Source organism: Dactylosporangium sp. NPDC048998, assembly GCF_043197855.1.
Lineage (GTDB): Bacteria > Actinomycetota > Actinomycetes > Mycobacteriales > Micromonosporaceae > Dactylosporangium.
This window is the reverse complement of the sequence record NZ_JBICTV010000045.1, coordinates 1-24,247: the sequence shown is the minus strand read 5'-3', so window position 1 is coordinate 24,247 and position 24,247 is coordinate 1. Positions and strand designations below refer to the sequence as shown.

Here is a 24,247-nt window from a genome sequence, read left to right as displayed (position 1 = left end):
CGCCGTCACCCGGCCTCGAGGGCCCGCGTCTTCTCGGCGATGCCGAGACCTCGCAAGGCGGTCTCGACCACCGTCCGGACACGCTCGGCGGGCCACAGGTCCGGGTGCTCGACGGCGGACAGGGTGATCCCGTTGGTCATTGCCCGCAGGAAGCCGACGGCGGAGTCGAGTTCGTCGTCGGGGACGAGACCCACGAGACGCTCCCGGATCAGGCTGCGCATGCGCTGCTCCATCGCGTCGAAGAAGTACTGGATCGACTGCTGCTCCCCGCGGTGGGGGATGAGCGCGATCCGTCCCGCCTCGGTCTCGATGTCCTCGGCGTCGCTCGGCACCATCCACATCAGGAGGTTGTAGATCCGCTCGGGACCGGACGCGCCCTCATCGAGCTCCTGGAGCATGGGCTCGTAGGTGGTGACCAGCTCGTCGGTCACCGCGGCGAACAGCTCCTTGCGGGTGGCGAAGAAGTGGGTGACCAGAGTGATCGAGCCACCGAGCTCTTCGGCCAGGCTCTTCAGCGTAAGCGCCGGCGTGCCACCTCGCGCGAGGATGCGGATGGCCGCGTTGGTGATCTCGAGGCGGCGAGCGTGAACGTCGATGGGACGAGGCATGCGGACCCTCTCAAACGGTGGTGAGCGGAGACTCACCGCGTAGTGCAGCGTGCGCTATATTGCGGGCGCTATACAAAGCTCAGTCTATACGTCTCAACGACCGTAGAGGAGTCCGGCATGTCCACTGCCGACGAGGAGATCCAGGTGGTGGCGGCTGCCTGGGAGAACGTGCCCGCGCTGCAAGGCCGGGAGTTCGTCGGGCACTGGTTCAGTGCTTCGCCCGAGCGCAACGAGGCGTTCGACGAGGTGACCTACGTGCTCGACAACGTGCACCAGCTTCACGGAGGCAACTTCCCGGACGGCCTCATGGAGGGCTTCTACGTTCTCGCCCTCCTGGACCACCTCACCAATGCGGTGGTTTACGTCGACGACGAGCGGTGGAGCGGCTGGAACTACGGCCTTGACAGGGTCCGCTTCGTCAGCCCCCTGACTGTGCGCGACCGGTTCCGCGTGCGCGGCATCGTGCGAGAGGTGGAAGTACGCAGGGACGGCTATCTCGTCCTCCTCGATTGCACGTACGAAGTCGAAGGTCGCACCAAGCCGGCGATGGTCGCGCAATGGCGTGTGCTCTGGACGCTGGAGGATGGAGGAGTCGCATGACCACGGAAAAAATCGTCTGGATGTCCGGTCACGAGATGGCGCGGGCCATCCGGGCCAAGGAGCTGTCGTCCGTCGAGGCCGTCACCGCTGTGCTGGAACAGCTTGAGAAGGTCGAACCCCGCATCAACGCCTTCGTCACCGTCACCGCTGAGCAGGCCCTGGAACAGGCGAGGCTGGCCGATGCGCGCACCGTTGCGGGCGACGAGCTGCCCAAGCTGCACGGCGTTCCCATCACGGTCAAAGACCTCACGGCGACGGCCGGCGTCCGGACGTGCTACGGCACCGACGCCTTTCGCGATCACGTGCCCGACACCGATGACGTCGACTGGGCCCGGTTGCGCGCCGCCGGCGCCATCCTCATCGGCAAGACGACCACGCCGCCCTTCGGCATGCTGGGCATCACCGACTCGCCGGTGACGGGCAGGACGTCCACCCCCTGGGCCGCCCCCACCCACACTTCGGGCGGATCCAGCGGTGGTGCGGCCGCCTCGGTGGCCTCCGGGGTGGCGCCGTTCGCGTGGGGTTCCGACGGCGGTGGTTCCATCCGCGTGCCGGCCGCCTGCTGCGGCGTGGTCGGGCTGAAGACCACGCCGAACCGGATTCCGGGCGGTAGCGGCGAGTCGCCGTGGAACACGACCGCGGTCGTCGGCCCGCTGACGCGTACGGTTCGCGACGCGGCACTGCTGCTCGACGTCACCGCGGGTCCGCACCCGGCACTCCCCTTGTCGTTGCCTCTCACCGGCGAGAGCTACGAGGCGGCGACCATCAACGCCACGCTTCAGGGGCTGCGGATCGCCTTCTCGCCGGACTTCGGTAGTGCCGAGGTCGACCGCGAGGTCCTGGCGATCGTGACGGCTGCGGTCGGCACCTTCGAGTCCCTGGGCGGCGCGCGCGTCGATGAGGTGTCGATGTCGATTCCGGACCCGATCCAGTACTTCGGGGACGTCTACGGTCCATCGTTCGCGGCCGCGCTGGAGATGGACACTCCGGCCGGGAAGCTCCGCGACACCGGCGTGCACCCAGCCATCGAGTACATCGCGCAGAAGGGCCGGGAGATGACCGCCCTCGAGTCCTACTTCACCGAGAACGTCACGCGGACCAGAATCCTCCGTGGCTTCCTCGAGGTGCTGGGCGCGTACGACCTGCTCGTGTCTCCGACCATGCCGGTCGCGGCGTTCCCTCACCCCGGCCCCGAGGCCGGCAACACGCACGTGAACGGCAAACCCGTGCGCGAGCCGATGCTCGACTTCCACCGGCTCACCGAGTCGCCGACGCACGCCATGCTGCCCGCGATCTCTGTCAACTGCGGCTTCACGGTCGATGGGCTCCCCGTCGGCTTGCAGATCATCGGACCGCCGCTCGCGGACGCGGCGGTGCTGGCGGCCGCGGCCGCTTTCGAGTCCGTCACCGACTGGGGGAATCGCCGCCCGCCAATCGCCTGAGGGGGTGCCCGCGATTTCTGGCTAGTGTAGCGAGCATTATGTAGCAGATACTATTCACGCTTCGCCGCCACCCGAACGCGCCCGGCGTCGACAGAGCGATGACTTCGGCGCGTCCTCACGAATTTGAGAGCCTCATGACTGATCGCCTGCACATCTCACCACCGAGAGATGCTCGGCATGACGATGCCGCAGGCCCTGGACCGCGCCGCGGCGAGGTGGGGGTCCCAGGTGGCCCTGAAGATGATCGAGGGCAGTGACCTCGTCGAGCTGACCTGGGCCCAGCTGCGGGACTCGGTCGCGTCGCTGCGCTCGGGACTGGGTCTCGCCGGCCTCGACGCCGGCGGGAAGGTCGGCATCATGCTCGGCAACCAGATCGAGTTTCCGCTGGCCTGGCTGGGGTGCATCGACGCCGGCGCCGTGACGGTTCCGCTCAACCCCAAGTACACGCGCCGGGAGGTGGAGTTCGTCCTCGAGGACGCCGGGGCGACGTGGCTGATCACCACCTCGGAGTGCATGTCGCGGCTGTTGCGCGACGGCCGGATCGGCCCCGTCGCCCAGGATCACGTCATCATCGTCGATGGGGTCCAGGGCGGGACCGGTCCGGCGTTCGCCGACCTGCTGGCGGCGCCCATCACGGAGCGTACGCATGTCGCGCATGTGCTCGACGTCGTGAACATCCAGTTCACCTCGGGCACGACCGGGATGCCCAAGGGCTGTCTGCTCACCCACCAATACTGGGTGGAGTTCGGCGCGTACGCCGGTGCGCTGTTCGACGACCCGCAACGGTTGCTCGCCGACCACCCGTTCTACTACATGCAGAACCAGGCCTACTTCACCATGGCGCTCGCCGGCGGCGGCGCCCTCTACATCACCCAGGGTCTCAGCATCCGCAAGTTCATGGGATGGCTGCACGATTACCGCATCGACTTCGCGTGGCTCGACGACTTCCTCCTCGACCTGCCGGAAAGCGTCGGCGACAAGGAGCTGGCCATCAAGAAGGCGCCCATGGCCGGGCTTTCGGGGGCCACCCACGCGGCCATGGAGAAGCGGTTCGAACTGCAGTTGCGGGACTGGTACGCCAGCACGGAGGCCGGCAACGGCACCTTCGTCCCGTGGGAGCGCACGGACCTCGTCGGCACCCCCACTATCGGCCTCGCCTGGCCGACCAGCGAAAGCAAGATCATCGGGCCTGACGGTGAGGAGGTCGCCGCCGGCGAACAGGGCGAGATGTGCCTGCGCGGCTCCGGCATGATGCTCGGCTACCACAACCGGCCCGAGGTGAACGCGGAGTTGTTCCTGCCCGGTGGTTGGTACCGCACGGGTGACATCGTGACCAAGACCGCCGACGGCCTGCACTTCTACGTGGGTCGCATCAAGGACATGGTCAAGCGCAGCGGCGAGAACATCTCCTGCGCCGAGGTCGAGCACGTCATCTTCGGTATGCCGCAGGTGGCGGAGGTCGGGGTCGTGCCGGTGCCGGACGAGTTCCGTGGTGAGGAGGCGAAAGCGGTCGTCGTCCTCAAGGCCGGGGCCAGCCTCACACCGGGCGAGATCGACTCCTGGTGCCGTGAAGGGCTGGCCGCCTTCAAGGTGCCGCGCTACATCGAGTTCCGGGACGCGCTGCCGATGACCGCGAGCGGTAAGGTCGCTAAATCCGTGCTGCGTGCGGAGAGCGAGCCGCTGCATGCCAAGGTCGTCGACCTGCGCCCCAGCCGCGCCGCGTCCTGAGCGTCGTCGTCGGTCCGTTCCGGAGGCAAGGTGCGAGAACAGTGATGGCTCACCTGACGTTGCGCAGCGCGTTGTGCCTGCCGGTCTTCCGGCGGGCCGAGCCGATCGTCCTCGCCGGCGAGGACGAACTGGACCGCCCCATCCGCTGGATCCACGCGACCGAGCTGCTCGCCGTCGGCGACCTCCTGCGTCCGGGCGACCTGGTCCTGACGATGGGCACGGGTATGCCCGAAGACGACGACGGCGAAGGACTGAAGAACTTCGCGCAGGCGCTGGCCGACGTCGACAGCGCGGGCCTCGTCGTCGAGCTCGGGCGGCGATGGAGGGACACGATGCCGCCGACCGTCGTGGCAGCGTTCGCCGCCTGCCGTGTGCCCCTGGTGGCGCTGACCCACGAGGTGAAGTTCGCGGCTTTGACCCAAGCCGTCGGCGAACGGATCATTGACGGGCAGCTAGCCGAGCTCCGCGAGGCGCAGCGGGTGCACGAGACGTTCACCGAGCTGAGCTTCACCCAGGCCGGCCCCGCCGAAATTCTCCAGGCCGTCCAACGTCTTTCCGGCGGGGCCGTCGTGCTGGAGAACGGACAGCACCGGCCGCTGGACTACCTGGCCGGCTTCGACGATATGAGCGGCTTCCTGGATGGGTGGCAGGCGCGTTCGTGCCGGGTTCAGATCGCGGGCCGGACCGGGTGGGACTCCGCCAACGGGTGGCTGATCACCCGCCTGGGCACGAGTGAGCAGTCGTGGGGCCGGCTCGTCATCTCCTGCCCGTCCGAGCCGCCACAGCGTCTCATCGCGGTCGCCGAACGGGCGGCGGCGGCGCTCGCGCTGCACCGGTTGCACGACCGTGACCGGGACAACGCCGTCCGCCGGACCCACCGCGAGCTGCTGGAGGCTCTGCGCACCAGCCCCGACTCCGAGGAGGTGGCCCGCCGGTGCGAGATGGCCGAGTTCCCGACACTGCGCCGCCATTTCCTGGGGCTCGTGATTCGCCGGCGCGAGATCTCCCGGGGCGGCGCGGAGACCAGCGAGATCGCGGCCGCCACCGCGTGGGCCGCGTACGGGATCCGGATCCCGGCCCTGGTGACCGAGGCCGACGGCGACGTCCGGGTCCTGCTGTCCGTACCCGCGGGCGGCGACCTCCAGACGGCCGCCGACCGGCTGGCGCATCGGCTCCGCAGTCACGTCGACGTCGTGGTGGCCGCCGGTAGCGTCGCCGCGGACCGCAACGGCATCGACCGCAGCGTGCTCGAGGCCGCTCACGTGGCCGACGCGGTTCCGGTCGGCGGCAAGGGCGGCGAGGAACTCGTGCACCGGCTCGAGGATCTGCACCTGCGCGGGCTGCTCGCGCTTCTGCGCGATGACGAGCGCCTGCGTCTGTTCGTCGACCGTGAGCTCGCACCGCTGCGGCGCGACCGGGACGAACGAGGAGCCGACCTGTACGCCGCGCTGCGGGCGCTGGTGATGCACCCGGCGAGCAAGACCGACGCCGCGGCCAGCCTTCACCTCTCCCGCGCCGCGTTCTACGACCGCCTGGCCAAGCTCGAGGCGCGGCTGGGTGTCTCGCTCGACGATCCCGATGTCCGGGTGTCACTCCACGTGGCGCTGATGGCGGACGAACTGTCGAGCAGGCCCCCCACATAGAGACAGATCGCCACCCGGGCGGACCGCCTCCCCACGACACACTGTTCGGCATGCGTCACGTGCTCAATACAAGCGGACCGATACCGACAGCACCGGTCGACGAGTCCCAGGTGATCGAAGGCTCCCCCCAGGCCGGATCGCGCGCGCTGGCCGCGGTGGCCGGGGCCGAGGTGGGCGTGTGGGAGATGACGCCCGGGACCTCGACCGACGTGGAGATCGACGAAGTCTTCGTGGTCCTGTCCGGGTCGGCGACGGTCGCCTTCGAGGACGGGTCGATCCTGACGCTGTCGCCGGGCGCCGCCGCCCGGCTGCACGCGGGCGACAAGACGACGTGGACCGTCCACGAGACCCTTCGCAAGATCTATATCGCGTGAACAGGAGCAATTAGTTGTCCGAGACCATCAGCAACTTCATCGACGGCCAGCTTCAGGAGTCGGGGACCCAGTCGTTCATCCCGCTCATCGACCCCACGACCGGCCTGGAGGACGGCCGGTCGCCGGTCTCGCTGCCGTCGGAGGTGGACGCCGCGTTCGCGGCGGCGGAGCGCGCCCAGGGGGACTGGGGACGACTGCCGCCCGGTGTGCGCCAGAAGTACCTGCTCGACCTGGCCGACGCCATCGCCGCACGACGCGACGAGCTGAGCGCCCTGCAGTCGCGGGACACCGGGCAGTTGTTGCGGTTCGTGGCCAGCGAGGAGATCGACCAGGGCGTCGACCAGCTCCGCTTCTTCGCGGGCGCGGCCCGTCTGCTGGAGGGCAAGTCGGCCGGCGAGTACCTGGCCGGGCACACCTCGAGCATCCGCCGGGAGCCGATCGGGGTCGTGGCCCAGGTGACGCCCTGGAACTACCCGTTCGCGATGGCGATCTGGAAGATCGCTCCGGCGCTCGCCGCGGGTAACACCGTGGTGCTCAAGCCCAGCGAGACCACCCCTCGTTCCACCGTCCGGCTAGCCGAGATCGCCGGCGGCGTGCTCCCCGCGGGCGTGTTCAACGTCGTCAACGGGGACGCCACGACGGGCCGGCTCCTGGTCGAGCACCCCACGCCTGGGCTCGTCGCGATCACCGGGTCCGTGCGGGCCGGGATCGAGGTGGCCACGTCCGCGGCGAAGTCGCTCAAGCGCGTCCATCTCGAGCTCGGCGGCAAGGCCCCGGCCGTGGTCTTCCCGGACGCGGACCTGAGGACCGCCGCCGCGTCGATCGCCGCGGCGGCGTACTTCAACGCCGGCCAGGACTGCACGGCGGCCACCCGCGCCATCGTCCACGAGGACGTCTACGACGAGTTCGTGGCGCTCCTCGTCGAGCAGGCCGAGGGCACCCGGCCGGGCGCGCCCGACGACGAGGGCGCGGCGTACGGGCCGCTCAACAACGCGAACCACCTGGCCAAGGTCAAGGCCTTCTTCGACGACCTGCCCGCGCACGCGAAGGTGCTGACCGGCGGTCAACAGGTCGGTGAGCGCGGCTACTACTTCGCGCCGACCGTCATCACGGGCGTGCGTCAGGACGATCGCCTCGTGCAGGACGAGATCTTCGGACCGGTGCTGACCGTGCAGTCATTCGCGACCACAGACGAGGCGGAGCGGTTGGCCAACGGCGTCCCGTACGGTCTCGCGGCCAGTGTGTGGACCAAGGACCACGGCACCGCGGATCGGCTGACCCGCGAGCTCGACTTTGGCTGTGTGTGGATCAACACGCACATCCCGTTCGTGTCCGAGATGCCCCACGGCGGCTTCGGCGCCTCGGGGTACGGCAAGGACCTGTCCGGCTACGGCTTCGACGACTACACGCGGATCAAGCACGTGATGAGTGCTCACTACTGAGAGCCGGCGCCGCGCGGTCGGCGACGACCGCGCGGCAGACGACCGGGACGACCGCGGACAGCAGGCCCACAGCTGTGGCCGCGGCGAAGGCGCCGCCGTCGCCGCGGGTGTCGACCAGAAGACCTGACACGAGGGTGCCGAAGGACCCGCCTAGCATCATCGCCGTGACCAGCCACCCGAAGGCCAGCGGCGCGGACGCGGGCGGGGTACGCCGGGAAGCGCCGTACTGCAGGGCCGCCATCCCGGGAGCGAAGCCGAGCCCGGACACGAAGAACCCGGCCAGAACCAGGGCCGGGGAGTTGGTCAGACCGGCCAGGCCGGCTCCGACCGGGGCGCTCGAGAGCATGACGATCAGACCGGCCCGTCCGAGGACCCGGTGTCCGACGAGCGCGCCGCCGATGAGCGAGGCGCGCTGGACAACGCGATCGCGGCGCCGGTGAGAACTCCTTGCCCCTCGAACTTGGCGACGGCGGCGACCTCCATGGCGGTGAAGGAAGCCACGAGCATGAACGTCGCCAGCATGGTCGCGATCATGGCGGCGTCCCGCAGAACGCCGCGCCCACCTCGCGCCGCGCGCGGGATCTCGGCCGACCGGGGGCCCAGCGTCAGCAGGAACCAGGTCATGCCGAACCCGGCCACCAGCCCGGCCGCGATCAGGCCGGCCCCGCTGAACCCCGAGGCGGCGAGCGTGGTGGCGAGCAGCGGCCCGACGATCCAGATGACCTCTTGCGCGGTCATGTCGAGGGTGAACATCGCCGACACGTTTTTGGCGGGCACGAGCGCCGGGTACAGCGACCGGACGACCGGCACCACCGGGGGAGTCGAGGCGCCGATGACGACGGCGAGCGTCACCGCGACGGCGCCGTTGAGCGGCGCGGAACCCAGTACGAGCATGCCGCCGGCGTGTACCGCGCCCGCAACGGCCAGCACCCGCTGCGCGCCCCACGCCGTGACCGCCCGGCTCAGGCTCGGCGTCGCCACTGCCTGGCTGACGCCGAGCGACGCGACCGCCGCGGTGGCCGCGGCGTAGGAACCCAGCTGAGCGTTGACGTGCATCAGGACGGCGATCGACAACATCGCATCGGGCAGTCGCGTCAGCAGCTGCGACAGCGTGAGCCGCATCAGCCCCGGCGTGCGCACAAGGTCCAGGTACGTGCGCATGCGCAATTTCTCCTCGACGTAGCTGATGTCCGGCGTACGCCGTTGTCGTGATCATCGCCCGCGGAAGACCTCGGACGGGCCGACGGACTGTCGGCACTTGCCGGGCGGGACCGGCGGATGGTCATCGCGCGGCGGGTCTGCGCACACCTCGACGATGCGTCCGGTGAGCAGGTCGGTGAACTGGAACAGGTCGGCGTGCCCACCGGTGCGGGTCAGGCCCGGACCGCAGGCGATGACCTTCGGCCCCGGCAGCTCCTGCTCATGGAACAGCCGTTTGAGGTAGAGGCCGTTCCAGGAGATGTCCCGGGCGGTGGTGAAGCCTCGCTTGAGGAGCTTCTGGGCCTGATGGACCGAGCGCATCGCCCGCATCAGCTTGGGCTCGGCGATGACCCCGAGCTCCTGGTCGCTCATGTCGGCCCGGCCGCCGGCCAGGTGCACGTGGGCGTCGATCAACCCCGGCATGACGAAGTGCCCGTCGAGGTCGATCTCGTGAACGTCGGCGTCCGGCCGGTAGTGGCTCATCGGTAGCACGGCAGTGATCCGGCCGTGCTCGACGACGACCGCGTGGTGTGGCCGCGGCTCACGACCGAGTCCGTCGACGACGGTGACCGAGGTGAGGGCGAAGCGGCTCTGGATCTTCATGCAGCTACCGCGTCTGCCCGGTTGCCACCGCGAAACCGGCAATCCACTCCGGGATCGGCCGGTAGAACCGTGAGGTCATCGTGTAACCGCCGGAGGCGGCGAGCGACGCGAACGCGGCGATCCACGTCCGCACCTCGTGGCCGGAACCGCCGCCCTCCGCGCCCATCCACTCGACCGTCCAGCCGTCGACGTCGGCCAGCGTGCCGTTCTCGAACGTGTCCAGGACGAGGTTGTCCCAGGCCAGGTTGATCGGAATCATCGTCGTCGACCCGGCCGCGTACGCACGGCCCGCGTTGACGACTCGTTCCTCGCCGCGAGCGCGTTGCTCCGGCGTCGGCGGGTGACCCTCGATCAGTGCGTCGGCCACCCGCGGCGGAGCGCCGTCCAGCACCGGCACCGGCGGGTCGTGGGACAGCCCGCCGGAGCCGAGGAAGAGGACGCGCTTGTCCAGCTCGGCGGCGGCCTGACCGATCGCGGTACCGAGCGCGCGGATGCGGGCGACCGGCCCGAGCGGCGTGGCGACACCGTTGACGAACACGGGGACGACCGGCACGCGATCGATACCGCCGAACAACACCTCGAGCGGCTGGACGAACCCGTGGTCGACGGTCATCCGGGCCGAGATTGTGAGGTCGACGCCGCGGTCGAGGACGCCGGCCGCGATCGCTTTCGCCGCATCCGCGTCCACCGAGAGCGGCCCGGCGGCCGATCCGAAGTCGCCGACCGCGGTGGCCGCCGAGGCCAGGCAGAACGGCGGCATCTCCCGGTAGAAGAAGCCGTTGTAGTGGTCGGGCGCGTAGAGCACCACCAGGTCGGGGGCGAAGTCCCGGATGAAGACGCGGGCGTTCTCCACCGCCTCGTCGACGGCAGCCAGCACCTCGGGCGCCGGGTCGTTCTTTCCGATCAGCGGTGAGTGGGACAGGCCGACGGCGGCGGCGGTCATCAGATTCCTTCCGTGGATACCCCGGCCTTCAGGCCGGGGAGGAAACGGAACCCCTGCGGAGCAGGACAGGACAAGCCGATCCGCCGCCAAGGCGGACCGGCGTCTACCCGCATGCTGCCGCAAGGTTCACAAACAAACCTGCTAACATGTGAAGCATGTCCAGGACCGTGAAGCGGGCGTTCAAGTACCGCTTCTACCCGACCGACGCGCAGGCCGCTGAGCTCGCGCGGACGTTCGGCTGCGTCCGGAAGGTCTACAACCTGGCCCTCGCCGCCCGCACCGAGGCGTGGACGCTGCGGCAGGAACGGGTCAACTACAACGCCACCTCGGCGATGCTCACCGCGTGGAAGCAGACCGAGGAACTGGCGTTCCTCAACGACGTCTCGTCCGTGCCGTTGCAGCAGGCGTTGCGGCACCTGCAAGTCGCGTTCACCAACTTCTTCGCCAAGCGTGCCCGGTACCCGAGCTTCAAGAGCAAGAAGAAGTCCCGGAAGTCGGCGGAGTACACGACCAGCGCGTTCCGCTACCGCGACGGCCGGATCGTCCTGGCCAAGATGGCCGACCCGCTGAACATCGTGTGGTCCCGGCCGCTGCCCGACGGGGCCGCGCTGTCCACGGTGACCGTGTCGCAGGACAGCGCGGGCCGCTGGTTCGTGTCCCTGCTCTGCGACGACGTGATCGAGCAGGCCCCGGCGTCCGGCGCTGTGGGGATTGACGCCGGGCTCGACAGCCTGCTTACCCTGTCCACCGGGGAGAAGATCACCAACCCGAAGCATGAGCGCCGCGACCGGACCGCTCTCGCCCGAGCCCAGCGGAACCTCGCCAAGAAGGAAGAGGGCTCCGCGAACCGGGCCAAGGCCCGGCTCAAGGTCGCCCGCGTCTACGCCCGGATCACCGACCGGCGCCGGGATCACCTGCACAAGCTGACCACTCGACTCGTTCGTGACAACCAAACGATCGTGATCGAGGATCTGACCGTCCGGAACATGGTCCGCAACCACACCCTCGCTCGCGCCATCTCGGACGCGGCGTGGCGACAGTTCCGCACCATGCTGGAGTACAAGGCCACCTGGTACGGCCGCGAGGTGATCGCGGTCGACCGCTGGTACCCGTCCTCCAAACTCTGCTCGGCCTGCGGCGCGCTGGCCCAGAAGCTGCCGCTGAACGTGCGGAAGTGGACGTGCCGGTGCGGCACCGTCCACGACCGCGACGTCAACGCGGCCCGCAACATTCTCGCGGAGGGGCTCTCCGTGATTGCCTGTGGAGGCGGTGTAAGACCTCAACGAGAGTCCTCTCGGACGGGGCAGTCGTCGGTGAAGCAGGAAAACCCGAGGGCGACCAAGGGAATCCCCGTCCTTTAGGGCGGGGAGGATGTCAAGCGACGTCTCCTTCGGGAGCGGGCGGATGGATGACGAGCTTGCCGGTCAGCTGGCCGTCGATCATGAGCTGGAAGCCCTTGGCGATTTCGTCCAGCGGCAGGGTCTGGTCGATGACGGGGCGCACGCCGGTGGCGTCCATCATGCGGAGCATCGCGACCAGTTCGGAGCGGGTGCAGCCGGTCGAGCCGAGGATGCGCTGCTGCAGGTAGAAGACCCGGTTGAGGTCGGCCGGCGGATTCGCACCGCTGGTGGCCCCGGCGACGACGACCGTGCCGCCGGGGCGGAGCGACCGCAGCGAGTGCGACCACGTCGCTTCACCGACGGTTTCGATGACGACGTCGACCTTCTCGGGCAGCCGTTCGCCGGTGGGGACGGCCGCGCGGGCTCCCCAGGACAGGGCGGCCTCCCGCTTGGCCGAGCTCCGGCTCGTCGCGTACACCACGGCGCCGGCTGCGGCGGCCAGGCTGATCGCCGCGGAGGCGACACCACCGCCGGCGCCCTGGACGAGCACGCGGTCTCCGGCCGTGATCCGGGCCTGGGTGAACAGCATTCGGTAGGCGGTGGTCCAGGCCACGGGCAGGCTCGCGGCCTCGTCGAAGGTGAGCCACGCGGGCTTGGGCACCAGGTTGCGGGTGGGCACGGTCAGGTACTGCGCGAATGCGCCGTTGTGCCGCTCGGAGAGCAGGGCCCGGTTCGGATCGAGGGTCTCGTCGCCACGCCCGGCATCGGGGTCGGCGATCACCGGGTGCACGATGACCTCGTTGCCCTCCTCGTCGATGCCGGCCGCGTCGCAGCCGAGGACGATGGGAAGCCGCTCGGCGGGGTGACCGACTCCCCGCAGGGTCCACAGGTCGTGCATGTTGAGCGACGACGCGAGGACCCGGACGACCGACCAGCCGGGCTTGGCCACGGGGGCCGGGACGTCCTCGACGACCAGCCCGGACAAGGGGTGGGAAGCGCTCTGGGAGACGGCGCGGGCAGCGAGCATGACGCTACGATGACCGCGCTGTGATGCGGCCGGACAGCTCGTGTGCCGCCGTGCGGAACGCGCCGTGGCGGCCGCCGAGCGGACCGGCTGTTCTGGACTCGTGACTTCCGCCCGAGTGACTTCCGATCACGAAGCGCTGCTGGCCGACCTGGCCGCCGTGCTGCGTCGTGCCGAAGCCGACCGTGCCGCCATCGCGCCGCTCACCAGCGGGCGAACGCTGAGCAGTGAAGACGGCTACCGGATTCAGGCGATCAACACCGCGCTGCGGGAAGCCGCCGGGGAGCGCATCGCCGGCCGCAAGGTCGGGCTGACATCGGAGGCGATGCAGCGCCAGCTCGGCGTGAACGAGCCCGACTTTGGCGTGCTGTTCGATTCCATGCTCCTCGAGGACGGCGCGGCGCTGGCGCTCGACGAGCTGGTCTCCCCGCGCGTGGAGGCGGAGTTCGCGTTCCGGCTCCGCACCGATCTGGCCGGCGCCGCGGTCACCGAGGCCGAGGTCCGGGCGGCCGTGGGCGAGGTGCTCCTCGCGCTGGAGATCATCGACAGCCGCATCGCGGACTGGAAGATCACGCTGCCGGACACGATCGCCGACAACGCGTCTTCGGCCCGTATGGTGGCCGGCCGGCCACTGGCCGCCACCCCGGAGCTGCTCGCGGCGCTGCCGGGCACCGAGATCACGCTGTCCGCGGACGGGCACGCCACAAGCAGTGGCCTCGGATCGGCCGTGCTGGGCGACCCGCTGTCGGCCGTCGTCTGGCTGGTGCGGCGGCTCGCCGGATTCGGGGTCGGCCTGCGCGCCGGTGACGTGGTGCTCGCCGGAGCCGTGCACGCCTCCGTCGAGCTGACGCCCGGTCGTGAGGTGGCCGCGTCGGCCACGGGCTTCGAGACGGTGCGGGTGAGCGTCCGGTGAGCAACCTGCGCCGCCCGGCCGAGCTGAGCCCGACCCTGGACGTCTCCGGCCTGGTCGACGCCGACGGCGGGCTGCTGGACCGGGCCATCTTCACCGATCAGACGATCTACCAGCAGGAACTGCGCCGGGTGTTCGCGCCGAGCTGGCTGTTCCTCGCCCACACCAGCCAGTTCACCAAGCCCGGCGACTTCTTCACCACGTACCTCGGCGAGGACCCCGTCATCGTCGCGATGGACAAGACCCGGCGGATCCGGGCCTACCTGAACTCGTGCCGGCACCGCGGGGCGCGCGTCTGCCGGGCCGACTTCGGCACCGCCAAGGCCTTCACCTGCACGTACCACGGCTGGGCGTACGACGTGGCCGGCACGCTCATCAGCGTCCCGAATCAGGCCGGTTATCCGGAGAGCTTCGACACCGGCGACTGGGGCCTGGTCGAGGTGCCTCAGGTCGACTCGTACAACGGCCTGATCTTCGGTACCTGGAACCCGCAGGCGCCGTCCCTGCGCGAGGCACTGGGCGAGATGACCTGGTACATGGACGCGATGCTCGACCACGACGGGCAGGGCACCGAGGCCGTCGGCGGCGTCCACAAGTGGGTGCTCGAAGGCAACTGGAAGCTCGCGGCCGAGCAGTTCGCGACCGACTGGTACCACGTCAACATGAGCCACGCGTCGGCGCTGATGGCGCTCTCGCCGACCGGCAAGGGCCCGCGCGAGGAGATCGTCCACCGATCCGGACGCCAGTACGCCGACCCGAACGGCCACGGCGCGGGCTTCCCCGTGCACCCGAAGAACCGGTTCGACGCCCAGCCCGTACACCAGTGGTTCGACTACGCCGCGGCCCGCGAGCGCCTCGGTGAGGCCCAGGTGGAGGGGCCGCTCACCAACGGCCACGCGACAGTGTTCCCGAACTTCTCCTACCTGCCGGTCAACGGCTCGATCCGGATCTGGCACCCGAAGGGCCCGGACCGGATGGAGGTGTGGGCCTGGACGCTGGTCGACAGGTCCATGCCCGATGAGGTCAAGGAAGCGCAGCGGCTCTACAACCTGCGGACATTCGGACCGAGCGGCATCTTCGAGCAGGACGACGGCGAGAACTGGAGCGAGGTCCAGGCCATCTCACGCGGCTTCGTCACCAACCGCACACCGCTGAACTATCAGATGGGCCTGGGATCCGAGCGGGACGACGGCCGCTACCCCGGCACGACCAGCGAGCTCTACAGCGACGCCGCCGGCCGTGCGTTCTACCGCCGCTGGCAGTCGCTGATGAACACGTCCGCGTGGCACGAGGAGAACACATGATCCGGGTCGCTGCCCTCGACGACATCCCGGAAGGTGAGGGCATCGCGGTCGACAAGAGCATCACCGGCACCGAGGACAACATCGCGCTGCTGCGCGACGAGGACGGTTCGGTGTGGGCGCTCAACGACACCTGCACCCACGAGACGGCGTCCCTGGCCGAGGGCTGGGTCGAGAACGGGCACGTCGAGTGCCCGTTGCACTCGAGCAAGTTCTGCCTGCGCAACGGCGCGGTCGACGGGCTGCCCGCCACTCGCAGCACCGTCGCCCACCGGGTCGAGGTGCGAGACGGCGAGGTGTACCTGTTCCCGGGCGAGGCGCCCGCATGAATCGGGTCGTCATCGTGGGCGGCGGAATCGCCGGTGTCAGTACGGCCGCGGCCCTGCGGGCCGGCGGCTACGAGGGCGCGCTGACGCTGGTGGACGCCGGGGAGTTCCCGTACGACCGGCCGCCGCTGAGCAAGGAGTACCTGGCCGGCAAGGCTGACCTCCGGCAGATCGCGCTGCAGCCACCGGAGTGGTACTCCGCGCAGGCGGTTGAGCTCCTGCCGCGTACCTGGGTCACGGCACTGCGGCCCGAACGTGTCGAGTTGCGTCAGGGGCCCGCGCTTGCCGCAGATCGGGTCGTGCTGGCCACCGGAGGACTGGCCGTCCGACCCCCGATTCCGGGCATCGACGACCTGCGGATCCACACGCTGCGGACCGCCGATGACGCCGACCGCCTGCGCGAGGTGCTCGCCGGTGAGGTGCGGTTGCTGGTCGTCGGGGGCGGGCTCATCGGGGCCGAGGTCGCCTCGACCGCCGCCGGGATGGGCTGCGAGGTCGTGCTGGCCGATCCGGTCGCGGCGCCGCTGGCCGATGCGGTGGGACCGGAAACCGCCGCCTGGCTGCACGCTCAGCACGAGACGTGGGGGATCCGGACGGTCACGACCGGCGTCGTGGCGTTCCGGGCGACCGCGGGTGGTGTGCAGGCCACGCTGGCCGGTGAGGACCGCCCGCGCACGTTCGACGCCGTGCTAATCGGCGTCGGCATGACGCCCGATGCTCGCCTGATGCCGTCTCCCGCGGTACTGACCGTGGGAGACGCCGCGGGCGCCGGGCACTGGGAAGCCGCCCAACGGGACGGGCAGCGCGCGGCCGCGACGCTGCTCGGCCACCCGGCGGCGGAACCGTCCGCACCCTGGTTCTGGAGCGACCGGCACGGCCGGCACGTCGAGGTCGTCGGACGGATGGCTGACGCCGACCGGACCGTGATCCGCGGATCCCACGGCGACGCGCCGTTCGCCGTGTTCGGTCTGCGCGGCCGGTACGTCGTCGGCGCGGTCGCGGTGGACGACAGCACCGCGGTGCGCACCGCTCGCCGGCTCATCGACCGCGACGTCGCGGTGGACGCCGAGTGCCTCGCCGACCCGTCGACGAACCTCCGTGGCTTGCTGAAGGGGCCGAAATGACGATCACGGCCGACCGGGACACGCACTTCGAGGTCGAGCAGTTCTACTACCGGGAAGCCGAACTGCTCGACGAGGGCCGCTACACCGACTGGCTGGACCTGCTGGCTGATGACCTCGTGTACTGGATGCCGACCCGCACCAACCGGCTGCGCCGCCAGCAGGCGCTCTCGATCGCGGCGCGGGGTGAGGCCGCGTTCTACGACGAGACCAAGGAGAGCCTGGCCTGGCGGATCCGCCGGTTCGACTCTGGCATGGCCTGGGCGGAGGACCCGCCGTCGCGGACCCGGCATCTGATCACCAACGTCCGGGTGGCGCACGCCGAGAATCCCGCGGAATTCGTGGTGCGGTCCAACTTCCTCGTCTACCGCAACCGTCTGGAACGCGAGGAGAACGTGTTCGCCGGCGAACGCACCGACGTGCTCCGGCTGTTCGAGGGCGCGCTGCGGGTGGCGAGCCGCACGATCCTGCTCGACCAGAACGTCTTGCTGGCCAAGAACATCAGCACCTTCTTCTAGGAACACTCGCGCTGCTAAGGACTTTCGTGAAGAACGATCAGATTCAGACGTCGCTCGGCGAGATCGCCGTTGCCGAGGCCGGCGAGGGACCGGTGCTGGTCATGCTGCACGGCGGCGGCCCCGGCGCGTCCGGCGTCAGCAACTACCACCAGAACCTGCCCGCTCTGACCGAGCATTTCCGGGTGGTCCTGCCGGACCAGCCCGGCTTCGGCGGCAGCTACCGCCCTACCGAGGACGACCTGCAGGCGCGCTCGATCACCGAGATCACCGTCGACGCGCTGCTGCAAGCGCTGGACGCGAAGGGGATCGACCGTTTCCACCTGCTCGGCAACAGCCTCGGCGGCGCCGCCGCGATCGCGCTCGCGCAGACGCATCCGGACCGGGTGGACAAGCTCGTCCTGATGGCGCCCGGCGGCGGCTGGCTGCCCTTCGGGCCTACGCCGACCGAGGGCCAGAAGGAGATGTTCCGCTATTACAACAGCGGCGGGCCGACCGAGAAGAAGATGGCCGCGTTCATCCGGACGATGGTTTACGACCACAAGCAGTTCGGTGAGGACGTCGTCTGGTCGCGCTACGAAGCGTCGTTGGACGACAGCCACATCGCCTTCTACCACCGCTACAACGCGGCCTTCGGCCGGCGGGGCGGGATGGATCCGCTCTGGCGGGACCTGCACCTGATCAAGGCGCCGACGCTGCTGCTCTGGGGCCGGGACGACCGTACGATCACGCTCGACGGCGCGCAGATCATGCTGAAGCAGATCCGCGACGTGCAGTTGCACGTCTTCGGCCGCTGCGGCCACTGGGTGCAGCTCGAGCGGGCGCGGGAGTTCGAGCGACTGGTCATCGGCTTCCTCGGGGAGGCGTCGTGAGCGGCTGGCTCGAGGGCGACGTCGCGCTGATCACCGGTGGTGGCACCGGGATCGGGGCCGCGGTCGCCGAGCGGTTCGTCGCCGAGGGTGCGTCCGTGGTGATCTTCGGGCGCGGCGCCGACCGGCTGACCGCGACTCGGGACGCCTCGATCGATCCGAAGCGGGTGCACACCGTCGTCGGTGACGTCCGGTCCAGCGACGATCTCCAACGGGCCGTGGCCGAGGCGGTCGACCGGTTCGGCAAGCTCGACACGCTGGTCGCCAACGCGGGTGTGTGGGACTACCAGCGCCAGCTGACCCGTCTCTCGGCCGAGCAGCTGGACGCCGGGTTCGACGAGGTGTTCGGCATCAACGTCAAGGGCTACCTGCTCGCCGCGTCGGCCGCCTGGCCCGAGCTCGTGAAGACCCGCGGCAGCATCGTGATGACGCTGTCCAATGCCTCGTTCTACGTCAACGGCGGCGGCCCGCTCTACACCGCGAGCAAGCATGCGTGCCTCGGGTTGATGCGGGAACTGGCCTACGAGCTCGCCCCGAAGGTGCGGGTCAACGGGGTGGCGTGCGGCGGCATGCGGACCGACCTGCGCGGCCCGAAGGCGCTGGCGCTCGAGGACCGGTCGCTCGCCGTGTCGTTCGACCGCCGGGCCGCCGACGCTCCGCCGCCGCCGATTCCGCTGCACGACTCCAGCGTCGACCCGGCCGACTTCACCGGCCCCTACGTGCTGCTCGCCGCGCGCGGCCAGAGCGGCGTCATCACCGGCCAAGCCGTCCAGGCCGACGGCGGCATCGGCGTACGTGGTTTCGCGTCCGCCGCCGGCGGCGACCACCTCTGAGGGGACCTCGATGTATCTCGTGCCCTTCGCGCCTCGCCGGAAGTACGTCGACTCGTGACCGCGAGCCTTCCCGACCTGCCGGGGACCGCGCTCGAGCGGTGCGCCGCCGGGCGGCTGCGCGACGCCTACCCGGTCGGTGAACACGACGTCGAGGTCCGCGTCCTCGACGAGTCGCTGGAACCGGACCGGCTGACAGCTCTGCTCACGGCCGTCGTCGAAGCCGTCCAGGCCGCCGATCCGGCCTGCCGGAAGGTCGTCTTCGCCGCCGCCGAGGGCGATCTCGGCCGCGTCGCGTCCGCCGAGCAGGCCGGGTTCCGGTACGTCGTCGACGTCGACCTGCCTGGCACCTCGCTCAGCCTGCTCGTCGCCGAACCGGCGTGGGTCACGCGGATCGACGACGACACCGACGCGATCACGGCCCGATCACCGAACCCGTAGAAAGGAGACGGCCGTGACACTGCGTTGCGCGGTCGTCGGATCCGGCAACATCGGTTCCGACCTGCTGATCAAGATGACGCGCTCGGAGACGCTCGAACCGCGGCTCCTCGTCGGCATCGACCCCTCCTCCGACGGCCTGCGCCGCGCCCGCGACATGGGCATCGAGGCGACCGCGAACGGCGTGGACGAGCTGATCGCCCGCGCGTCCGAGTTCGACGTCGTCTTCGAGGCCACCTCGGCAGCCGCGCACGCGGCGAACGCTCCGCGCTACCGTGCAGCCGGGCTGACCGCGCTCGACCTCACCCCGGCGGCCGTCGGACCGTACGTCGTTCCCGCGGTCAACCTCGACGAGGTCCGGGCGGAACCCAACCTCAACCTGGTGACCTGCGGGGGACAGGCGACCGTCCCGATCGTCGCGGCGATCAGCCGGGTCGCGCCGGTGCGTTACGCGGAGATCGTCGCAGCCATCTCCAGCCGGGCCGCAGGGCCGGGCACGCGGGCCAACATCGACGAGTTCACCGAGACGACGTCGGACGCGCTGGTGCGGGTCGGCGGCGCCGCGCGCGGCAAGGCGATCATCATCCTCAACCCGGCCAAGCCGCCGATGATCATGCGGAACACGGTGTTTGCCGCGGTCGACGCGTCGGCCGATCCCGATGCGGTGCGCGCATCGATCGAGGAGATGGTCGAGGTCGTCCGCTCCTACGTACCGGGTTACCGGTTGACCGCGCCGGTGCAGCTCGACCGGGGCGCCGGCCCGGGTGGCACCACCAAGGTGAGCGCATTGATCCAGGTCGTTGAGGCCGGCGACTATCTGCCGGAGTACGCCGGCAACCTCGACATCATCACCGCCGCCGCGATCGCCACCGCCGACCGGCTTGCCCCGCAGCTCGCCGCTGCCCGCTGAGAGGACTCTGCCGTGGAAACCCCTGTCATCGGCGGCCCGCGCTCCACCGACCCGCTCGCCGGGAGGCGTATCGAAATCTGTGACACGACCTTGCGCGATGGGGCGCATTCGATGTCGCACCAGTTCACGGTCGAGAACGTCGAGGAGATCACCGCCGGCCTCGACGCCGCCGGGATTGACGTCATCGAAGTCACCCACGGCGACGGGCTCGGCGGGTCATCGTTCAACTACGGCTTCGGCCGCTGCGACGACATCGACCTGCTCGGCGCCGCTCGGAAGCAGATCACCCGGGCCAAGCTCGCGGCGCTGTTGCTGCCCGGTATCGGCACCATTCACCAACTGCGGCAGGCCGCCGACGCCGGGATCGACGTCGTCCGGATCGCGACCCACTGCACCGAGGCGGACATAGCGATCCAGCACCTCAAGGCAGCGAAGGAACTCGGCCTCGAGACCGTCGGCTTCCTCATGCTCTCCCACATGACCAGCCCGGAAGGGCTCGGCGAGCAGGCAACGATCATGGCTGAGGCCGGCGCCGACACCGTGTATGTCGTTGACTCCGCGGGCGCGCTGTTGCCGCACCAGGTAACCGAGCGCACCGCCGCCCTGCGCGCCGCTCTCGGGCCGGGCATCCGCCTGGGGATGCACGCGCACAACAACCTCGGGTGCGGGGTCGCCAATGCGCTTGCGGCGGCGGAGGCTGGTGCGGCGATCCTCGACGGGTCGGCGCACGGGCTCGGCGCGGGAGCGGGCAACGCGGCGACCGAGGTGCTGGTGGCCGCCCTCGACCGGGCTGGCGCGGAGACCGGTGTCGACACGCTGGGACTGCTGGACGTCGCCGAGGACGTGGTGGCCCGGATCTGTGCGGGCAAGCTGCCCAGCCTCGACCGGGGCAGTGTGCTGCTCGGCTACGCCGGCATCTACAGCTCGTTCCTGCTGCACACCCGCCGGGCGGCCGAGCGCTACGGCGTTGCGGAAGCCGATATTTTCCTCGAACTCGGTCGCCGGCGGGTGGTCGGAGGGCAGGAAGACGTGATCATTGACGTCGCCATCGAACTAGCCGCTGGACGAACCGTCACCCAAAAGTGACGATGGGCGGGTGGCGACGGAGATGAACGACCTGCTGGCTCGCAACATCCGGCGGTTCCGGGAGGAACTGCAGATCTCCATGGGTGAGCTGGCCCGGCGGTCCGGTTTGTCGAAGCAGACGCTGTCGAAGATCGAGCAGGGGATCGGGAACCCGACGATCGACTCGATCAGTTCGATTGCCGACGCGATGCACATCCCGGTCCGCCGGCTGGTCACCGAGTGGGGAAATCCGCTGTTCGTTCAGCGTGGCGCGGCGGCAGCGTGGGACGAGGACGGCGCCGCCTGGGCTCTGCGCCGGATGGACGAGGTCTACGGGTCCGGGTACGTGCGGACGCTGATCGTTCGGCTACGGCGCGCCGGCCAGCAGCGGCAGTCGTTCACTGGTGGGACGCCGGGCACGCTGCATCACGTCTACGTGATCATGGGTCAGGTGCGGGTGGGGCCGGTCAAGGATCTCGTGACGCTCGGCGAAGGGGATTTCGCGCGCTTTCCGGGCGATGCAGAACATCGCATCGTGTGTCTGAGTACCGAGGCGACACTGCACGTCGTGACGACTGTCCCGCAGGTCCCGCAGTTCGCGACCGGCAACTGACCGGAGGGTCGTCACTTTTAATTGACTTTACGTCACTCTTGACGCACAGATCCGGTCCGATGATGCTGGTCACACGGCTGAAGACGGGACTTCGCCGCGGTGAACAAGGGTGTGATCGACGATGACCGTGATGGTGGAGCAGGGCCGTGACGACCGAGCCGCCGTGGACAAGGCCATCGATCTTCTCTCCTCGTTCGGCGGTCACACGAAGGCCGGGCTGGGGGTCAGTGAGCTTGCGCGTCGTTCGTCTATGAGCAAGTCGACCGCGTTCCGGCTCCTGGGCGTGCTCGAACGCAACGGCGTGGTCGAACGCGTCGGGAGCAACTACCGGCTCGGAGCGCGGCTGCACTCGTTGGGCATCCAGGTGTACACACCCGAAGGCGAACGGCTCCGGGACCTGCTCACACCGTTCCTCGCCGATCTGTACGAGCTGACCCACGAGACCGTCCACCTGGCGATGCTGGACGGGCCCGATGTCGTCTACCTCGCCAAGTTGTTCGGGCATCGCCCGGTGCCGTCGCCGTCGAAGGTCGGCGGCCGGGTGCCGGCGCACCGCACCGCGGTCGGCAAGGCCCTGCTCGCGTTCGACCCTGCGGCCACCGACCTGATCGCGAGTATGCCGCTGACCGGCCTGACGCCCTTCACCCTCACCGACCACGGTGCGCTGCTCAAGGAGTTGGCGGCCGTGCGGCAGGACGGCATCGCGTTCGACCGGCAGGAGGCGCGAATCGGGCTCACCTGCGTCGCCGCGCCGGTGTTCGGCCCCAGCGGCGTCCCCATCGCCGGTCTCTCGGTCTCGGGCGCGACCGGCCGCTTCGTCCCGGCCGAGCATGCGGTCGCGCTCCGCCGGGTCAGCCTGGCCGCGTCGCAGCGAGTCCGGCGGGCGCGATGAGCGTCCGCCGCTGCGGTCATCGGTCGGCGACCAGCCGTCGGACTGCGGCCTTGTCCAGCTTGGCCGCCTCGCCGGAGCCGGCCGATTTCCGGCTGGCCCTGTAGCGGCTCGGGCTCCTGGCGTGGGCGACCGTCGCGTTCGACGACATCCCCGCACGGCGCGGACGGTCGGGCTGCGCTTGCGGGTACTCATCGAACGTCGACACAAGACGCGTCGCCGTGGTGGCCACGAGTTCCGCTGCGTGTCCTGGCGTCGTGCTCGAACATCGGGATCACGTCGCACGATCAATTCTTCGGCGGCCTGCATGGCTTTGCCGATTCTCTGCGGAGCGTGTACGACGCAGGTGGTGGTGGCTCGTGGGCCGGACGCAGACGCGTGACGAGGGGCGGTTTCTGGGTGGTCGGCCGCCGTACGGCTATCGGCTGGTGGATGCCGGTCCGCATCCGAATCCGATGCATGCGATGTGGGGTCGTCGGTTGCAGCGGTTGGACCCGGATCCGGTGACATCGCCGATCGTCCGGTGGATCTTTGCGGAGCGGCTGGCAGGCCGGAGCGTGGCCGGGATCGCTGCGGCGTTGAACGAGCGTGCGCTGCCGTGTCTATCGCAGGCGGACAGCGCCCGAAATCGGCATCGGGCGAAGGTCGGTTGGGCGACCACGACGGTGCGGTCGATTCTGGGCAACGCGAGGTACACCGGGCGGCAGGTGTGGAACCGTCAGCCGGCCCGGTACTCGCCGCCGCATCTGCCGGGCCCGTTCCGGACGCAGTGCTGGGTGCGGCCGGATCAGTGGGTGGTGTCGGTGAAGGTGGCGCATCCGGCGTTGGTGTCCGAGGCCGACTTCGTCGCTGTGCAGCAGCTCGCCGCCGGGTCGTCAGCCGGTCGGGGTGTCGCCCATTGTTATCAGCTGGCGGGCTGGCTGCGGTGCGGACGCTGCGGGCGCGCGTTCGAGTCGTGCTGGTCGCATGGGCGGCCTGCCTATCGCTGTCGTCATGGGCAGACGAGTGCACAACCGAGACGCGGCCGGACGAGCAACCTCTACGTCCGTGAAGATCGAATCGTCGCGATCCTGCAGGGCCTGATTCCCGATTGTCGCGAGGATCGTTCTGGACGACGGCTCGCCGAGCACCTGAGTCGACACGAACTCGTCTTGCTCTGCACCGAGACGGTGTGCACGCTCGAACGAGCGTGACCCATTTGCGCAGGATGTCTGCGCGTGGGGGTTTGTGTCGAAGGGATGTGAACCCCCACCCATAGCACCCCTGCATGAAACAGGGACGCATGCGTTCTAACCTATCGACGGACAGCCGTTCCTTCAAGCGTTCCACGGTGATCGTGGCGCCGCTTACCGTGGGCTCGTGACCTGCGGTGATCATGCGGCGGGGGGGGGGGGGGGGGGGGGGGGGGGGGGGGGGGGGGGGGGGGGGGCGCCCGGGGGGGGCCCCCCCCCCCCCCCCCCGCGAGGGTCAGTCCTCGGACTTGCCGGACTGCAGGCCCGACGCGATCAGGTCC

The 24,247-nt window shown here is 69.7% G+C and carries 26 protein-coding genes; 20 read left to right on the top strand and 6 right to left on the bottom strand.

From position 1 onward, the window contains the following. Positions 1–5: 5 nt before the first annotated feature. The gene (locus tag ACGFI8_RS43570; RefSeq protein ID WP_392813844.1) at positions 6–608 is read right to left on the bottom strand and encodes a TetR/AcrR family transcriptional regulator; all 603 of its coding nucleotides are present in this window, start codon (positions 606–608) and stop codon (positions 6–8) included. 117 nt (positions 609–725) lie between these two features. On the opposite strand from ACGFI8_RS43570, the gene ACGFI8_RS43565 reads away from it, so the two are divergent. The 6 genes from ACGFI8_RS43565 (at position 726) to ACGFI8_RS43540 (ending at position 7,837) form a co-directional block, all read left to right on the top strand. Beyond that, positions 726–1,208: a hypothetical protein gene (locus ACGFI8_RS43565; protein WP_392813842.1), complete on the top strand. Its 483-nt coding sequence runs from the start codon at positions 726–728 to the stop codon at positions 1,206–1,208. After that, positions 1,205–2,650: an amidase gene (locus ACGFI8_RS43560; protein WP_392813839.1), complete on the top strand. Its 1,446-nt coding sequence runs from the start codon at positions 1,205–1,207 to the stop codon at positions 2,648–2,650. Before ACGFI8_RS43565 ends, ACGFI8_RS43560 begins: the two co-directional genes overlap by 4 nt. A gap of 177 nt (positions 2,651–2,827) precedes the next feature. Then, positions 2,828–4,378, top strand: coding sequence for a class I adenylate-forming enzyme family protein (locus ACGFI8_RS43555; RefSeq protein ID WP_392813836.1), 1,551 nt, complete (start codon positions 2,828–2,830; stop codon positions 4,376–4,378). A gap of 44 nt (positions 4,379–4,422) precedes the next feature. Next, a complete protein-coding gene (locus tag ACGFI8_RS43550; protein WP_392813834.1) occupies positions 4,423–6,021 on the top strand; it encodes a PucR family transcriptional regulator in 1,599 nt (532 codons plus the stop codon). 50 nt (positions 6,022–6,071) lie between these two features. Then, positions 6,072–6,395, top strand: coding sequence for a cupin domain-containing protein (locus ACGFI8_RS43545; protein ID WP_392813832.1), 324 nt, complete (start codon positions 6,072–6,074; stop codon positions 6,393–6,395). 14 nt (positions 6,396–6,409) lie between these two features. Continuing rightward, positions 6,410–7,837 carry a gamma-aminobutyraldehyde dehydrogenase gene (locus tag ACGFI8_RS43540; protein WP_392813829.1) on the top strand — a complete coding sequence of 476 codons (1,428 nt, stop codon included), beginning with the start codon at positions 6,410–6,412 and terminating at the stop codon, positions 7,835–7,837. Here the strand turns inward: ACGFI8_RS43540 and ACGFI8_RS43535 are convergent. The 4 genes from ACGFI8_RS43535 to ACGFI8_RS43520 are packed head-to-tail and all read right to left on the bottom strand — an operon-like array spanning position 7,809 to position 10,583. Beyond that, on the bottom strand, positions 7,809–8,183 hold the full coding sequence (locus ACGFI8_RS43535) for an MFS transporter (protein ID WP_392813828.1): 375 nt from the start codon (positions 8,181–8,183) through the stop codon (positions 7,809–7,811). The genes ACGFI8_RS43540 and ACGFI8_RS43535 overlap by 29 nt on opposite strands. Before the next feature lie 5 nt (positions 8,184–8,188). Beyond that, positions 8,189–8,998, bottom strand: a complete 810-nt coding sequence (locus ACGFI8_RS43530; protein WP_392813825.1) for a hypothetical protein — start codon at positions 8,996–8,998, stop codon at positions 8,189–8,191. A 51-nt stretch (positions 8,999–9,049) separates the two neighbouring features. Then, positions 9,050–9,640, bottom strand: a complete 591-nt coding sequence (locus tag ACGFI8_RS43525) for an amidohydrolase family protein (protein ID WP_392813823.1) — start codon at positions 9,638–9,640, stop codon at positions 9,050–9,052. Positions 9,641–9,644: 4 nt separating this feature from the next. Then, positions 9,645–10,583, bottom strand: coding sequence for a 3-carboxyethylcatechol 2,3-dioxygenase (locus ACGFI8_RS43520; protein WP_392813820.1), 939 nt, complete (start codon positions 10,581–10,583; stop codon positions 9,645–9,647). Positions 10,584–10,738: 155 nt separating this feature from the next. Here ACGFI8_RS43520 and ACGFI8_RS43515 point away from each other — a divergent pair, with 155 nt between their 5' ends. Next, positions 10,739–11,944, top strand: coding sequence for an RNA-guided endonuclease InsQ/TnpB family protein (locus ACGFI8_RS43515; RefSeq protein ID WP_392813819.1), 1,206 nt, complete (start codon positions 10,739–10,741; stop codon positions 11,942–11,944). Between the two features lie 13 nt (positions 11,945–11,957). Here ACGFI8_RS43515 and ACGFI8_RS43510 read toward each other — a convergent pair whose 3' ends face one another. After that, positions 11,958–12,950, bottom strand: a complete 993-nt coding sequence (locus ACGFI8_RS43510; protein ID WP_392813816.1) for a zinc-binding dehydrogenase — start codon at positions 12,948–12,950, stop codon at positions 11,958–11,960. A 115-nt stretch (positions 12,951–13,065) separates the two neighbouring features. Between ACGFI8_RS43510 and ACGFI8_RS43505 the strand changes: the two genes are divergently transcribed. The 13 genes from ACGFI8_RS43505 (at position 13,066) to ACGFI8_RS43445 (ending at position 23,927) form a co-directional block, all read left to right on the top strand. Continuing rightward, positions 13,066–13,860, top strand: a complete 795-nt coding sequence (locus ACGFI8_RS43505; RefSeq protein WP_392813813.1) for a 2-keto-4-pentenoate hydratase — start codon at positions 13,066–13,068, stop codon at positions 13,858–13,860. Continuing rightward, complete coding sequence (locus ACGFI8_RS43500) at positions 13,857–15,161, top strand: aromatic ring-hydroxylating dioxygenase subunit alpha (RefSeq protein ID WP_392813810.1); 1,305 nt, start codon at positions 13,857–13,859, stop codon at positions 15,159–15,161. Before ACGFI8_RS43505 ends, ACGFI8_RS43500 begins: the two co-directional genes overlap by 4 nt. Beyond that, positions 15,158–15,487, top strand: coding sequence for a non-heme iron oxygenase ferredoxin subunit (locus ACGFI8_RS43495; RefSeq protein WP_392813808.1), 330 nt, complete (start codon positions 15,158–15,160; stop codon positions 15,485–15,487). The genes ACGFI8_RS43500 and ACGFI8_RS43495 overlap by 4 nt, the downstream gene beginning before the upstream one ends. Then, positions 15,484–16,608 (top strand): NAD(P)/FAD-dependent oxidoreductase, encoded by a 1,125-nt coding sequence (locus tag ACGFI8_RS43490; protein WP_392813805.1) that lies wholly within the window; start codon positions 15,484–15,486, stop codon positions 16,606–16,608. Before ACGFI8_RS43495 ends, ACGFI8_RS43490 begins: the two co-directional genes overlap by 4 nt. Next, a complete protein-coding gene (locus ACGFI8_RS43485; protein WP_392813803.1) occupies positions 16,605–17,123 on the top strand; it encodes a 3-phenylpropionate/cinnamic acid dioxygenase subunit beta in 519 nt (172 codons plus the stop codon). Before ACGFI8_RS43490 ends, ACGFI8_RS43485 begins: the two co-directional genes overlap by 4 nt. 26 nt (positions 17,124–17,149) lie before the next feature. Then, a complete protein-coding gene (locus tag ACGFI8_RS43480) occupies positions 17,150–17,992 on the top strand; it encodes an alpha/beta fold hydrolase (RefSeq protein ID WP_392813800.1) in 843 nt (280 codons plus the stop codon). Beyond that, the gene (gene hcaB / locus ACGFI8_RS43475; RefSeq protein WP_392813798.1) at positions 17,989–18,822 is read left to right on the top strand and encodes a 3-(cis-5,6-dihydroxycyclohexa-1,3-dien-1-yl)propanoate dehydrogenase; all 834 of its coding nucleotides are present in this window, start codon (positions 17,989–17,991) and stop codon (positions 18,820–18,822) included. Before ACGFI8_RS43480 ends, hcaB begins: the two co-directional genes overlap by 4 nt. 54 nt (positions 18,823–18,876) lie before the next feature. Continuing rightward, positions 18,877–19,260: a hypothetical protein gene (locus tag ACGFI8_RS43470; protein ID WP_392813796.1), complete on the top strand. Its 384-nt coding sequence runs from the start codon at positions 18,877–18,879 to the stop codon at positions 19,258–19,260. Positions 19,261–19,273: 13 nt separating this feature from the next. Next, positions 19,274–20,167 (top strand): acetaldehyde dehydrogenase (acetylating), encoded by an 894-nt coding sequence (locus ACGFI8_RS43465; protein ID WP_392813795.1) that lies wholly within the window; start codon positions 19,274–19,276, stop codon positions 20,165–20,167. A gap of 12 nt (positions 20,168–20,179) precedes the next feature. Continuing rightward, positions 20,180–21,253 (top strand): 4-hydroxy-2-oxovalerate aldolase, encoded by a 1,074-nt coding sequence (gene dmpG, locus ACGFI8_RS43460; protein ID WP_392813792.1) that lies wholly within the window; start codon positions 20,180–20,182, stop codon positions 21,251–21,253. A 22-nt stretch (positions 21,254–21,275) separates the two neighbouring features. After that, a complete protein-coding gene (locus ACGFI8_RS43455; protein WP_392813790.1) occupies positions 21,276–21,845 on the top strand; it encodes a helix-turn-helix domain-containing protein in 570 nt (189 codons plus the stop codon). A gap of 121 nt (positions 21,846–21,966) precedes the next feature. Then, positions 21,967–22,737, top strand: a complete 771-nt coding sequence (locus ACGFI8_RS43450; protein WP_392813787.1) for an IclR family transcriptional regulator — start codon at positions 21,967–21,969, stop codon at positions 22,735–22,737. A gap of 356 nt (positions 22,738–23,093) precedes the next feature. After that, a complete protein-coding gene (locus ACGFI8_RS43445) occupies positions 23,094–23,927 on the top strand; it encodes a recombinase family protein (protein WP_392813784.1) in 834 nt (277 codons plus the stop codon). Positions 23,928–24,247: the final 320 nt, after the last annotated feature.